Origin of the sequence: Streptomyces sp. NBC_01190, assembly GCF_045039895.1 — a bacterium.
GTDB lineage: Bacteria > Actinomycetota > Actinomycetes > Streptomycetales > Streptomycetaceae > Actinacidiphila.
In genome coordinates, this window is sequence record NZ_CP108580.1 from 4698093 (window position 1) to 4712996 (window position 14904).

General features: G+C 66.3%; 4 protein-coding genes and 4 pseudogenes. 5 read left to right on the forward strand and 3 right to left on the reverse strand.

Annotated elements, in window-relative coordinates; all coding sequences use genetic code 11:
- The first annotated feature begins 114 nt into the window (after positions 1 to 114).
- From OG519_RS19590 to OG519_RS19605, 4 genes and pseudogenes are all read left to right on the forward strand, one after another.
- Positions 115 to 3705, forward strand: coding sequence for a LamG-like jellyroll fold domain-containing protein (locus OG519_RS19590; protein ID WP_405585469.1), 3591 nt, complete (start codon positions 115 to 117; stop codon positions 3703 to 3705).
- Positions 3706 to 3851: 146 nt separating this feature from the next.
- Positions 3852 to 10322, forward strand: coding sequence for an RHS repeat-associated core domain-containing protein (locus OG519_RS19595; RefSeq protein WP_405585472.1), 6471 nt, complete (start codon positions 3852 to 3854; stop codon positions 10320 to 10322).
- A gap of 16 nt (positions 10323 to 10338) precedes the next feature.
- Positions 10339 to 10833: a hypothetical protein gene (locus tag OG519_RS19600; RefSeq protein ID WP_405585474.1), complete on the forward strand. Its 495-nt coding sequence runs from the start codon at positions 10339 to 10341 to the stop codon at positions 10831 to 10833.
- 338 nt (positions 10834 to 11171) lie between these two features.
- Positions 11172 to 11408 (forward strand): annotated as a pseudogene (locus OG519_RS19605) (transposase); the annotation flags it as partial.
- A gap of 53 nt (positions 11409 to 11461) precedes the next feature.
- On the opposite strand, the gene OG519_RS19610 reads toward OG519_RS19605, so the two are convergent.
- The 3 genes and pseudogenes from OG519_RS19610 to OG519_RS19620 form a co-directional block, all read right to left on the reverse strand.
- Complete coding sequence (locus OG519_RS19610; protein WP_405585476.1) at positions 11462 to 12613, reverse strand: IS30 family transposase; 1152 nt, start codon at positions 12611 to 12613, stop codon at positions 11462 to 11464.
- 116 nt (positions 12614 to 12729) lie between these two features.
- A pseudogene (locus tag OG519_RS19615) lies at positions 12730 to 12945 on the reverse strand (transposase); the annotation flags it as partial.
- A gap of 69 nt (positions 12946 to 13014) precedes the next feature.
- A pseudogene (locus OG519_RS19620) lies at positions 13015 to 13497 on the reverse strand (transposase); the annotation flags it as partial.
- Positions 13498 to 13780: 283 nt separating this feature from the next.
- Here OG519_RS19620 and OG519_RS19625 point away from each other — a divergent pair.
- Positions 13781 to 14704 (forward strand): annotated as a pseudogene (locus OG519_RS19625) (IS3 family transposase); the annotation flags it as partial.
- Positions 14705 to 14904 lie beyond the last annotated feature (200 nt).

Sequence of the window (14904 nt, forward strand, 5' to 3'; positions counted from 1 at the left end):
ATCTCATGGTTATTTGATGACTCATTCTTGGTGAACGGGCTGCCATGATCGTCCTCGCATGCATCGCGGTGACCTCCGATCACCGTGAGTCATATCTGGGGTGGGGACGTAGAGATGCGGATCGTGGGGGGCGGGCGTTTGCCTGCGCATGTGGCGTGGCTCGCCGCTGCCGTGTTGCTGGCGCAGCCCATGCTGGGGGTGGGGGCGCATGTCGCCGTGGCGGACAGTTCGAGCAGCTCGAACAGCCAGACCAGCAGCAGTTCGGCTGCCGACCTGTCGCCTGAAGCCGCCGCGTCCAAGATGGCAGCCGATTCGGACAGTCCGGTCGAGGTGACGGCGGACACGACGCCGACCGAGCGGGTCGTCGCACAGCCGGACGGGACGTTCACGCTCGACGCTGACACCACACCGGTGCGTGCGCGGCAGGGCAGCGGATGGGTACCGCTGGACACCACTCTCCAATCTGCGTCGGAGAACCTGCTCCGCCCGAAGGCAGCTGCGGTGGATGTCGCCTTCTCCGATGGTGGCGCGACGACACCGCTGGCGTCGGTGACCCGTGACGGGAAGTCCTACAGCATTTCGGCTCCGTGGACGCTGCCGATACCGACCCTGTCGGGTTCGACTGCGACCTACGCGTCAGTGCTGCCGGGCGTGGACCTGGTGGTCTCTGCGGTGCCGGACGGATTCACCGAGAACGTCGTGGTCAAGTCCCGTTCCGCGGCCCAGAATCCGCAACTGGCCACCCTGCGCTTTCCCATCGCGGTGCAGGGGCTGGCGGTGCGGGAACTGCCGACCGGGGGAGTCGCGTTGGTGGACGGCACTGGACGGGCGGTCTTCTCCAGTGGTTCGGCGGTTCAGTGGGACAGTGCTCCGGCCCCGGTCGTTCCTGAGGCGGGACAGCGGGTGCCGGCCGCTTCATCCGCGGATGAGCCGACGGCGCCGGTGGATGCCAAGCAGGTGCCGGCGCCCGGTTCGAAGACCACGGCGATGGGGGTGTCCGTCGATGGTTCGGTCATGACGATCACACCGGACCAGGACTTCCTCTCGGACCCGGCAACCGTGTACCCGGTCGTGCTCGACCCTCCCACGAACAACTACTCGCTGACCGGGTGGACGGCTCTGTGGTCGAACGAGAGCACGACATCGTTCTGGAAGACCACCCACGCGCTGGGCGTCGGCTACGACGCGTATATCGACAACAAGAAGGTGGAGTCGCTCTACCAGTTCGACACCCACGCCCTCGCCGGTAAGACCATCCTCGGCGCGACGTTCACCGCGGAGGAGATCTGGTCCGCCAACTGCACGCAGAAAAATGTTGACCTCTGGCGGACAAGCGCGATCTCTTCGACCACGACATGGTCCAAGCCTCCGAAGTGGCAGGCGCAGGTGGACTCCGTTCCCGCCGCGAAGGGGTACTCCGCCTCGTGCCCAGGCGGCAACGTGGGATTCGACGCCACCCCCGCTGTCCGCTCCACCGCCGGCGCTTCGCTGCCGACCACGACGCTGGGGCTGAGGGCGGACGAGGGCGATCCGATCGCGTGGAAGCAGTTCGCTTCCCCGGCGGACACCGTGCCGACTCTGTCGATCACCTTCGTCTCGAAGCCGAGTGTGCCGGTCAGCATGAGGATGTCGAGCCCGAACGTCGGCTGTGCGACGTCCTTGCAGAATCCTGCGATCATCCGCGACACGACACCGACCTTGTCGGCTGTCCCCGAGTCCGCGGACGGCTCGCAGTCCACCGTGCGACCGAACTTCGAGGTCATCGATATCGCAACTACGCCCGACAGCGTTGTAACGTCGGGAAGTCCATCGGCCTTTACGACATCAGGCACTGCGGGAACCTGGACACCTGCTGCCCTGGCGGTCGGAAAGGTGTATGCATTTGTTGCCCGCACGGAATACCGTTACAACTGGAACGGTGTCACCGGTTCGACCTACTCCGCCTGGACCAGCACTCACTACTGCTACTTCAAGATAGACACCACCGCGCCGCCGATGCCCACGATCACGTCGGCCTCCTATCCGCCGTGCGCGGATGAGGACCACCAGGACACGTGTACCCCCTACGGCGGTGTCGGAGTGCCCGGCTCTTTCACGATCACCGCTGGGGCAGCGGATGTCGTCAAGTACGTCTACATCCTCAACGGCACCACCTTCACCAAGACCTTCACCACTGGGACGCCGTCCCTCACCGTCAACCTGGCGCCCAATGAGCGCGGGCTGAACATACTCGACGTCGGAACCTTCGACGCGGCGGGTAACACCACTCCCCCGTCACAGACCGGCCACTACGCCTTCAAGGTTGCCCCAGGCGCGCCCGCGGTCGATGCCTGGTCGTTCGATGAAGGGGCCGGAGCTGTCGCTGCCGACACGGTAGGGGGGAACAACGCCACGCTCGCCGGTGGTGCGGGCTGGTCGAACACGGCCCGTCTGGGTACATCATTCCAGGGCAATGGCACCACCGCAGACGCCCAGTCCACCTCGTCGGCCGTCGACACCTCGAAGAGCTTTTCGGTATCGGCCTGGGTACGCCTGACCTCGCTCGCGGCCAACAGCACGTTTGTGGCGGAACGCGGAACTGCCGCAGACGGGTTCCAGTTGTACTACTCCACCGAATGCGGATGGGCGTTCAACCGGCACTCCGCCGACGTGGCCGCCCCCGTCGTCATTCGGACGTGCGTACCTGCGACCGCCAACGTCTGGACCCATCTACTGGGGGTTTACGACGCGCAGGCTCAGGTTCTCAAGCTCTACGTCAATGGAGTCAACGATCCGACCGAGGACGTGTCGTTCACCACTCCCTGGAAGGCGACCGGACCGGTCGACTTCGGCCGCCGTCTCTATCAGGGCGCCTTCGGCGAGTACGTCCGGGGAAACGTGGATGAAGTGCAGATCTGGAACCGCATCCTGGCACCTCAGGAGGTCGCGGATTTGCAGGCGATGACGGATCCCGCCACGAACAGGGCCCGCCCAGCGCTGGCCGCGTCCTGGGGCATGACCGATTCCACGGGCAGTGCGACCGCTGCCGATTCCTCCTTGTACGGGCACGTCGCTACTGTCGGCTCGGGTGCGACCTTCACCGAAGACATGGGCATGGGTCCGGTGCTGTCCCTGGACGGCACCGCAAACGGATATGCCTCCGCGAGTGGTCCGATCATCGACTCCACCGGCAGCTTCACCGTTTCCGCGTGGGTCCGACTTGACCCCACGGTTTTCACCGACGCCTCGCCGCGCACCATGCGCATTGTCAGCCAAGCCGGCACAAGCCGGGACACGTGGGGACTTTGGTACCAGAAGGCCGCCGGACAGTCACAGGGCGCCTGGGTGTTCGGCCGCACAAATGCCGACACCACGAGCGCAACAACGGTGACCGCACCGAAGAACGTCGTCGCGGCCGCACTGGTCGAACCCGGTGATTGGACGTTGCTCACCGGCGTCTACGACAGCGCCGCCGATCAGGTGCTCCTTTATATCAATGGGGACCTCCAGGACGGCACCGGCAGTGACGTCCCCAACGAGCATGAGATCCCGCTTTCGCCCTGGCAGGCGACCGGACCTCTGCTGATCGGCAGGGGCCATACGCCGGCGGGTGCGACCGGTGATGCCACCGTGGGTCAGGTGGCCAAGGTCCGTATTTGGACCGGAGTGACCTCGATTACCGACGTCTCGCAGATGTGGGTGAACGAGGCCCCCGTGGTCCTCTGAGGCTGCAGCGGGCACTCGCCGGCATGACAGCACCACCGCTAGGTCCAATTGCGCGTACCGATTAGAGGATGCGGAGTTCAGTGATGCGCGGCTTCGGGGCGGGGACGGCCAGGCAGAGGCGTAGGCATCTGCGCAGGCTGTGGATCGTGGCGGTTGTAGCGGGGGCGGTGACCGCGACGGGTCTCGGTACGGCGCCGACGACTTGGGCGAGCGACCATCAGGGCCACCACAGCGTGAAGGTGCGGGAGACCGCACCGGGAACGGCGGTTCCTTTCCACGCCGCCCCGGTCGATGCCGCCAACGCGGCGAATGACGCCGCGCGGCGGGCGGCGGCCCGTCTGAAGAAGCCGGTGGTGTGGCCCGCCTCCGCCAACGCCACCCTCACCCCATCCAGTGGGAAGGGCGCGGCCCCGACGGGCGGTGCGACCGTCACGGTTGCTACGCACGGTGTCTCGACCGCCGCCGGTGTGGATGGGGCGCTGCTGACCGTCACCCGGCCGACCGGCGCCACGGCAGCCGACCCGGCGAAGGTGACGCTGGACTACTCGGGTTTCGCCGACGCCTACGGCGGCGACTTCGGCTCCCGGCTGACTCTGGTCGAGTTGCCGGCGTGCGCGCTGACCACTCCGGACAAGGCGGCCTGCCGTACCCGTACACCGCTCGTCACGGACAACAACGTCAGCCGGCAGACCTTGTCGGCGACGCTGCCCGCCGTCACGAAGGCGCAGGCGGCGCGGGGCGGTACCGCCGTGACGGTGCTGGGCGCGCTGGGGGCCGCCAAGTCCGGGGCGGGTTCATACCAGGCAACGTCGTTGTCGCCGTCCGGTACCTGGAGCGCCGGCGGGTCCAGCGGTGGCTTCTCCTGGTCCTACCCGATGTCAGCACCGCCGGCATCGGGTGGCCCCGCACCTGAACTGGGCGTCGCCTACGACTCGCAGAGCGTGGACGGCCGGCTGCCGTCGACCAACAACCAGGCATCCATGGTCGGTGAGGGCTTCGACCTGCCGACCTCGTACATCGAGCGTTCCTACGACTCGTGTGACGACGACGGGCAGACGAAGAAGTACGACGAGTGCTGGGCGGGTTACAACGCCACCCTGGTGCTGAACGGTCAGTCGACACCGCTGGTCCTGGTCGGCGCGGTCGGCGTCAACACCACCTTCCGGCCCAAGGACGACAACGGTGAGCGCGTGGTGCTTTCCACGGGTGCCACCAACGGAGACGACAACGGCGAGTACTGGACCGTCACCGAACCCAACGGTACGCAGTACGTGTTCGGCGAGAACCGCCTGCCGGGCTGGACCACGGGCAAGGCGGAGACCAATTCCACCTGGACGGTGCCGGTCTACGGCGACGACAGCGGTGAGCCTGGCTTCTCCAACGGCACCGCCTTCGCGTCCCGGGCGTTGACCCAGGCCTGGCGCTGGAACCTTGACTATGTGGTGGACACCCACAAGAACGCGATGTCGTACTGGTACACCAAGGAGACCAACGCCTACGGCCAGAACGGCACGACGACCGCCAACGGCACGTCCTATGTCCGTGGCGGCTACCTGACCCGGATCGACTACGGCATCACCGACTCCACGGTCTTCGGCACCGCGCCCGACCAGGTCAGCTTCACCACCGCGGAGCGCTGCCTGGTCGTCACCGGCGAGACCTGCGCGTCTTTGACGTCCACGACGGCCAAGGACTGGCCCGATGTCCCCTTCGACCAGATCTGCGCCACGGGAACCGTCTGCAAGAACAACCCCTCGCCGACCTTCTTCTCCCGTCGGCGCCTCACCGGGATCACCACCCGGATATGGGACACCGGCCTCGCTACGCCTGGGTACCGCAACGTCGACTCCTGGGCCCTCGACCAGAGCTTCGTGGATCCCGGCGACGGCACATCGGAGAGCCTGTGGCTGAAGTCGATCACCCGCACCGGCTACAACGCCGACGGAACCATGCTGCCCATGCCTCCGGTGACCTTTGAGGGGGTTCAGAAGGACAACCGGGTGGATACCTCGCACGATGACATCGCCGCGCTGGTCAGGTGGCGGGTCAGCAAGATCACCACGGAGACCGGTTCGGCCATCACGGTCATCTACGCCGACGCGCAGTGCGTGGCCGGTACCACGATGCCCAGCGCCCCGGACAGCAACACGCTGCGCTGCTACCCGGTGATCTGGACTCCGCCGCTGGCGGCGGGCCCGCAGACCGACTACTTCCACAAGTACGTCGTCAAGCAGATCACCGAGTCGGACCCGACCGGCGGCGCTCCGCTGAAGGAGACCGACTACACCTACAACGGTCCGGCGGCCTGGCACTACGACAGCGATGACTCGACCACGCCGGCCTCGCGCAAGACCTGGTCGGAGTGGCGCGGTTACGGCAGCGTCACGGTGACCACCGGGGACGATCAGTCCACCCGGACCAAGACGGTCAGTACGTTTTTCCGCGGCATGGACGGCGACAAGCAGACCAGTGGTACGCCGCGCAGTGCCACCGTCACCGACTCCACCGGCACCGCGGTGGCCGACACCGACGCGCTGGCCGGCCAGGTGCGCGAATCGATCACCTACAACGGCTCCGCCGAGGTTTCCGGCACGATCACGGACTTCTGGGTGCACCCGACCACCACCGGTACCACGCCGATCGCCGACTTCGTCCGTCCGGCCGCCGTGCACAGCCGTACCGACCGATCCACCGGGCTGCCCCGGACCACCACGGTGAGCACGACCTACGACTCGACCACCGGCGAGCCCACCCAGGTCGACGACGGAGGTGACGACGCGGTCAGCGGCGACGAGCAGTGCACCCGCACCACCTACGCCGACAACACCACGACGTGGCTGCGGGCCATGCCCATCCGGGTCGAGACCGTCGACGTCGCCTGCGGAGCGACCACCAAACGTCCCGACGACGTCATATCCGACGTCCGCACCCTGTACGACTACCTGGCCTACGGCGCGACTCCCACCATCGGCGAGGAGACCTCCAGCCAACGCCTGTCCTCCTACAGCGGTAGCACGCCGGTCTACCAGACGGTCTCCAGCAGCACTTACGACACACAGGGCCGGGTGCAGACGGTCGCGGACGCCGCCGGAAACACGACCCGTACCGACTACACGCCCGCCACCGGCGGACCACTCACCTCGACGCTCACCAAAGACGCGAAACTCTACGCCACCACCACGACCTTCGACCCCGGCCGTGGAACACCCACCTCCGTCGTCGACCCCAACACCAAGCGCACCGACTACGGCTACGACGCGCTGGGCCGCACCACCGGAATCTGGCTGGCCAACCGGTCGAAGTCGGCGAACCAGCCGGCCAACCTCGTCTACACCTACGCCCTGTTCAAGACCGCCGCGTCCTACGTACGCACCGGCAAGCTCCGCAACGACGGCACCAGCTACGACTACACCTACGCCATCTACGACGCGATGCTGCGGCCGCGCCAGACCCAGGTCGCGGCGCCCGGCGGTGGCCGCGTTCTCACCGAGACCAAGTACGACTCCCGGGGCCTGGCGGTCGAGGCCGACACGGACTACTTCGACACCTCCACCGCCTCGGGCACCCTGGCCAACATCACGTCCGCGGAGCCGTCACAGACGCTGACCACGTACGACGGCGCCGGCCGCCCCACCAAGGCGGACTTCTACGCCCAGGGCCAGTTCGAGTGGTCTAGCAGCAACGACTACGGCGGTGACCGGACCACCACCATTCCACCGAACGGCGGAGTGGTCACCACCACGCTGACCGACACCCTCGGCCGGACCACCGAGACCCGCCAGTACGACAACGGCACGGCCAGTGGCAGCTACACCTCGATCACGTACACCTATGACGCCAAGAGCCGCCTGAGCAAGGTCACCGACGCGGGCAACAGCGTCTGGTCGTACGGATACGACCTGATGGGCCGCAAGACCAGTACCACCGACCCCGACGCCGGCGAGACCGACACCGCGTACAACGACCTCGACCAGGCCGTGTCCACCACCGACAGCCGCGGCAAGACGATCAGCTACACCTACGACGTGCTCGGCCGTGCAACCGGCGCGTACGACGCGGACGCCCAGCACCAGACCCAGGCCAACCAGATAGAGGGCTGGACCTACGACTCGGTGGCCAAGGGCCAGCCGACCTCGTCGATCCGCTACGTGAACGGCTCCAACACCGCGAACGGCGGTCTGGCCTACGTCACCCAGGTCGCGGCCTATGACAGCCTCTACCGGCCCACGTTGAACCGCACCATCATTCCCAACGCCCCGGGCGAGACAGCGCTGGCCGGCACCTACTCCTCCGCCACGACCTACAACCTCGACGGCACCGTCCAGGGCACCACCGACCCCGCCGTCGGTGGTCTGCCGGCGGAGTCCCAGATCATCGGCTACAACGAGCTGGGCATGCCGAAGACCCTCAACGGCGCCACCGGCTACGTCCAGAACACCACCTACACGCCGATCAGCCAACTCCAGCAGATAACCCTCGGTGTCTCGTCCTCCGACAGCGCCAAATGGGTCCAGCAGACCAACACCTTCGAAGCCGGCACCGGACGCCTCACCCGCCAACTGGTCACCGACGACACCGGCGCCGGCGTGGTCCAGGACACCCACTACGGCTACGACAACGCCGGCAACCCCACACTGGTGGACGCCCGCGCCGACGGTGTCGACGACACCCAGTGCTACCGCTACGACGGGCACGACCGGCTCACCGACGCCTGGACGTCCGCCGACACCTACGCGACCGCGAACGCCTGCGGCACCGGCCCAGCCACGGCCACGTTGGGCAGCGGCCCGGCGCCGTACTGGCAGACCTACACGTACGACGTGCTCGGCAACCGCAAGACCCTCGTCCAGCACGGCACCACCGCCAGTGCGCCCGACACCACCACCACGTACCAGTACGGCGCCCAGGACGGTTCCCAGCCGCACACCCTGACCAGCTCCACCACCAAGCAGCCCGGCAGCCCGGACAAGAACAACGCCTACGGCTACGACACCGCGGGCAACAGCACCGCGCGGTCGTTGGACGGCGGCTCACAATCCCTGGCCTGGGACGACGAGGGCCATCTCAGCCAGGCGTCGAACGCCGACGGCAGTTCGGTGTCGTACCTGTATGACGCGGACGGCGACCGCCTGCTGTCCCGCGACGACGGTGGCACCACCCTCTACCTAGGCGACAGCGAGATCCGCCTGCCCAAGGGCGACACCAGCACCACCGACCTGACCGGGACCCGCTACTACACCTGGGCCGGCCAGACCATCGCGGTACGCACCAGTGACGGCCCCCTCCAGTGGACTCTCGACGACGCCCACAACACCGCCACCACCGAGATCGACGCCACCACCCAGGCCGTCGTCTTCCGCCGCACCGACGCCTTCGGCAACACCCGCGGCCAGGACCCCGACACCACGTGGTCCGGCGACCACGGCTTCGTCGGCGGCGTCCAGGACGACACCACCGGCCTGACCCACCTCGGCGCCCGCGACTACGACCCCACCACCGGCCGCTTCGTCTCCCTCGACCCCGTCCTCGAACTCACCGACCCGCAACAGATCAACGGCTACAGCTACGCCGCGAACAACCCCGTCACCGGCGCCGACCCCTCGGGCCTGATGCTCGCTCCGGCCGTTGGCGGCGGTGGCAGCGAGGACTGCGACGCCTCCTGCGGCGCGAATGACCCTTCCACCGCCCCGTCCACCGATAGCAACGGCAACAGCGGTGGGGGCGGCGGTAGTCATCACCACCATCACCACTGCTCTGACTGGAACCTGAGCTGCCAGGCGAAGAGTGCCTACCACAAGGTCGCCACGGTCGTGAAGGAACACCCGGTCATCGCGGCGGTGGTGGCGACGGCCGTCGTGGCTTCCGCGGTCGCCTGCACGGTTGCCACATGGGGAGTCTGCGGAGCTGTCATCCTCGCGGGAGCGGAAGGCGTCGGGAGCGCAGCTGAATTCGGCGCGGCCGCCGCGATTATCAGCGGCGCCACAAGTGCCATAGCCGAAGCCGGCGGAGCGATCATCGCCGGCGAAGTCGCCACCGCGAGCGCAGCCGCCGGCGTGGTCACCGAAGCCGCCGCAACAGCGGCGAAGGAGGACGGAGCGGTCTCAGCCGGCGCCGATTCGGCAGCGGCGGCCGCGAAGGACACCGCCGACTCCGGATCAGCTTCCTCCGCGACGCGTAACGCGACTGCGGCCCCTAAAAGTGGGTCGGCACCGCAGGGAAGCCGCGGGGCCAAGGGAAAATTCCGGCCGACGTTGAAGCTTTACAAATCGGCAGGGGATAGTAACCTCGAATCCCGAGTGTCCGAGGCAAACGAGTACCGCGATCTTGTGGGGAACTCGGCCAGCGGAGCCGCTAAGTTTCGCACATTCACCGCTGGTATACATGTGCCGACAGGAGACATAGCCGTTTCCTGTTCTGGCGCGGGCAACTGTGCTGAAGTCAACGTCGTAGAGATGACGGGTTGGGATCCGGCTGATATCCTCTTCACGCGCGCAATGGCTCTAACCGACATCGGCGACGGCTCGGGTAAGGTTTGGCAAGAAATGCCAATTTGTCTCACTTGTCAAAGAATTTTCAATCCGGGAAATTTTGTCCCGGGCGTTCTCATGGATCGCTAACATTTTAGGAGCTTTGATGCCTCTGTCGGCGGTGTCAATCGAATTGAAGCGTCGCGACTGGGGTGGGTACCGTTGCGGATGTGGAGATACTGCGGACCACCTGGTTGAGACCTTTAAGCGACTGCTGTACGCAGAAGTTCCTGAAGACGTAGTTGACTACGGCTTGGATGGTCACGTCGAAATTCAGTCGATGCTCTTTGAGGTCGCACTCCCGGCGACTTCCCTGATCATGGCGGCCCTGATGGAGGATCTGCCCGCATTCGTTCGCGCACATTTCCTGGTTACCCTCCTTAGGATTGTGTCTGGAGAATCTCACTCAAGTGAAGTGGAGGCGGGAAACGGAGATCTGCAAGAAGAGTGCATTGATTCTGCGCGGGAGGGGCTCTGGCTACTTTACCGGGAGGCGATGTCAGGGGATACGCAGAACGCTATCGATATTCTGGAATTCATCGATTTCGATGAGGATAGGCTGGATTTCTATAAATCCGAGGTTCGGTCTAGAATGGATTAACAAAGGACCCAGTGTCGACGTGGCTTCTATTTGTTATTGAAGCGGCGTTTTCGATAGAGAATCGTGGATGTGGATGCGAGGGTGGTCGTACAGTATGCCTCCGGCATCGGGATGACGGGAGTTACGGGATGACGCGACAAGGGCTGGCCGCCCCCGGCACGTTGGGGAGTGGCGCGGGAAGTGACGCGGCTCGGGGGAGGAATCCGCTCAACGGGGTCCGGCCGGCGGGCTCGTCGACCGCTTATCTGCGGGCGGGGGTAGAGGGGACTCTGGAGTGACCCCCGAAATTCCGACACCTGGGCACTGGATGATTGGTCATCCAGGGGAAGTGATCCAAGGTGGCAAAGCGGAAGAACTACCCCGAAGAGTTCAAGCGGGACGCGGTGGATCTGGTGCGCTCCTCGAAGGACCGGACCCTCACCGACATCGCCCACAGCTTGGGTATCCATCTGGAGACCCTGCGCAACTGGGTCCGCGATGACAAAGCTCGGGTCCGAGCGGCGGATGGTGGGGATGAGTCCGGCATGACCCCTGATGAGAAGGAAGAGCTCAAGCGCTTGCGGCGGGAGAACGCCCGGCTGAAGGAGGACAACGAGATCCTCCGGAAAGCCGCGGTGGACTCAACCCGTCAGCGCAACAGGGGCTCCAGCCTATTGGCGGGCGTGTCGAAGTCGAGGGTCTTCCGGGGCCGTGTGTTCAGCTTCAAGGCAATCCCGTCGAGGTCGCCCTGGGTCAGGTGTTCCATGCTGGTGCCCTTGGGCATGTACTGACGCAGCAGGCGGTTGGTGTTCTCGTTCGTGCCGCGCTGCCAGGGGCTTCGCGGGTCGGCGAAGTACACATTCAGGCCGGTCGCGGCGGCGACGTCCTTGTGTCCGGCCAGCTCCATGCCTCGGTCCCAGGTCAGCGACTTCCTGAGGTCGACGGGGAGGTCGAGCATCTTGGCGGACAGCCGCGCGGTGACGGTGGCCATGTCCCGCCCGTCGAGCTGGACGAGGACAGTGAAGCGGGTGGAGCGTTCGACGACTGTGGCAATCTGGGTCAGCCCGCGGCCCAGGAGAAGGTCACCCTCCCAGTGGCCGGGAATCGCGCGATCGTCTGCCTCGGCTGGCCGCTCGCTGATCGAGACTGCTTCCTTGATCTGCGAACGCCACTGCCCGGTAACGGTGTTGTGGACATTGCGGCGCGTCGGCCGGCCGGACCTCAGATGCTTCTGGAGCTCCTTGGCGAGCACCCCGCGGGCCTGAATGAACAAGGACTTGTAGATCGTCTCGTGGCTCACCCGCATCCCCGATCCGGCACCGAAGGCCCTGGCCAGATGGCCGGAGATCTGCTCCGGTGACCAGTCTTCGGCAAGCTTCTCAGCCACGAAGTCCCGAAGCGGCCGGTTGGAGGCGAGCAAGCACGGCTGCCGGCGGCGCGCGCGGTCCCAGGCGCGGTCCTCGGCATCCACGGCCCGGTAGCGGGCGGGTCCCTTATTGCGGGCAATCTCTCGGCTGACGGTCGAGGCGGCACGTCCCAGGGTGCGGGCTATCTCGCGGATCGAGTCGCCACGAGCGAGACCACGCGAGATTGACTCCCGCTCGTGGAGGGTCAGTTGAAGCGCCCTCCGTTGCCGGACCGGTGGAACATATCCGCCGTTGGACTTGACGATCGTGAAGATCGATCCGGGCGGCCTCCCCAGTGCCCGCGAGATCTCGCTGATCGACTCGCCAGCCTTCCAGCGGTCCCACAACTCTCGCCTCTGCGTGTCCGACATGCCCGGACGACCCAACCTTGCCATACGCGACATCCTCCATGACCTGGGATGTTGCGCTGACGGGTTGAGTCCACCGCTGCCCGGCGCAGGATCTCCCGCTCCAGCTGCCATTCCTTCTCGTTCTTCAGCAGCCGGGCGTTCTCCGCCCGCAGCCGGGCCAGCTCACCCTCCGCGTCGCCGGACGCGCCAGCGGCGGCCGACGGTGCGTCCGCATCGCGCACCCAGGTCCGCAGCGTCTCCGGGTTGACGTTCAGATCGTCCGCGACGTCCTTGAACGTCCGCCTGCCGGCCGAGGCCCGCCACAACGCGATCGCGTCGGACCGGAACTCCGCACTGTACTTCGAGGGCCGTGCCACAGAGATCTACACCTTCCAGGATCAACAAGATCCATTGTCAGGTGTGTCCACGCCGCGGGGGTCATCTCATGCGACGAGTTCCCGCCTGAGCGCGCCACGGCCTTCGATGAACAGCGCCTGGTAGATCGCTTCGTGGCTGATGCGCATGGACTCATCATCGGGGAAGTCGGCACGAAGCCGGTGCGAGATCTGTTCAGGACAGGCGCGCGTCCCGGGCCCGGTGACGATCGTGCCGTCGGGTCGACGGATACCGCCGGCGAGCCGATCCTGCACGTACTCGCGCAACCTGTCGTTGCCTGCGAGCTTCACAGTCTTCGGACGCTTCGCGGCCTGCTGCGCTTTCCACTGCGCCACCAGGGCCCGGTAGACCGGCTTGCCGCCCCTGGTCGCAGCGTTTCGGCGCAGTTCACGTGAGATCGTGCCCGCGTCGCGTCCGATCCTGCGGGCGATCTCGCGCACGCCAAGCTCCTGGGCGCGCAGCAGCGCGATCTCCTCACGCTCAGCGAACGAAAGGTACCGGCCCGTGGGCTCTTCCAGGCTCAGCGGCGTCATCCCGCCAGCGTGTCGAAACCACCGGATCCCGACCGGTGCCGACACGCCGATCCTCTCGGCGGCCTGGACCGTTGTGACCCCCGACGCGATCAGACGCCAGAACTTCCGTTGCACAGCGCGCGACGGCTCTGGGCGGCCCGGTGAGCGCATCGGCGCCCGCATCGCCCGATCCGCAGCCCACTGCCGTCGCGCCCCGGCCGGCACCTGCCACATCAGCTTCCTGGGTCGTCCCATCCAACACCTCCGTGCTCGCGGCGTTGCGACGACCAGTTGAATCCGCCGCCGCCTATTTTGCCCGGGAGATGAAGTGAAGACCGCCGCTTGGGACTTCATCTCCGGCCATGCCGGGATCTTCGGCGTCAAGCGGATATGCCGGGTGCTGGAAGTCTCCCGCTCGGGCTACTACCGGTGGATCGCCGGCGCCGACGCGCGGGCCGGGCGTCAGGCGCAGGAGGACGCCCTGGTCGACGAGATCCGCGAGATCTACACCGAACACCGCGAGACCTACGGCGCCCTGCGAGTCCACGCCGAGCTGCGCGGGTTCGGCCACACGGTGAACCGCAAGCGGGTCGCCAGGCTGATGCGCAAGCACGGCATCGTCGGCCGCCACCTGCGGAAGAAGAAGCGCACCACGGTCCCGGACCGGCTCTCGCCACCGGCGCCGGACCTGGTGCAGCGGGACTTCACCGCTGGTGCCCAGGACGAGAAGTGGTGCGGCGACATCACATACGTACAGGTCGGAGCCGCGTGGCTCTACCTCGCCTGCGTCATCGATATCCGCTCGCGCCGGGTGCTCGGCTACTCGATGGCCTCACACATGCGCGCCGAACTCGTCATCGACGCACTCCAGGCCGCCGTCGACGCCCGCGGCGGCGACGTCACCGGGGTGATCTTCCACGCGGACCGCGGATCCCAGTACACATCGGCCGCGTTCGCCCAGGTCTGCCACCGGCACGGCGTCCGCAGGAGCATGGGCAAGGTCGGCTCGAGCTATGACAACGCCCTGGTCGAGAGTTTCTGGCAGGGACTGAAGCGAGAAACGACGTACGGGAGACTGTTCATGACGATGCGACAGGCAAGGCTGGAGATCTTCCAGTGGCTCACCTACTACAACGCCCGACGGCGCCACAGCGAGCTGGGCTACCTCTCCCCGGCAGAGTTCGAACAGCAGCACCACAAGACAGCTAAACTCTCACTCGCAGCATGAACTCCTGTGTCCACACTCCGGGGGTCACCTCAACCGTAGGCCCACCCCCCGTGTGGCACGGCAGCGTCCCTTTTCAATCCAAGCCAGGAGGGACGCTTCGGTTTTCTACCTTCCCCCGCAGTGGACCATGCGGCAACCATGCGGCAGGGCGGTTGGACGAACGCGCAGTTCGCTCGTGGCCGGCGCAGAGCATCGCGGCA

Bases quoted from the DNA above. Each gene is read 5' to 3' on its own strand.
- OG519_RS19590 (WP_405585469.1), top strand. From the start codon at position 115: ATGCGGATCGTGGGGGGCGGGCGTTTGCCTGCGCATGTGGCGTGGCTC.
- OG519_RS19600 (WP_405585474.1), top strand. From the start codon at position 10,339: ATGCCTCTGTCGGCGGTGTCAATCGAATTGAAGCGTCGCGACTGGGGT.
- OG519_RS19610 (WP_405585476.1), bottom strand. From the start codon at position 12,613: ATGGCAAGGTTGGGTCGTCCGGGCATGTCGGACACGCAGAGGCGAGAG.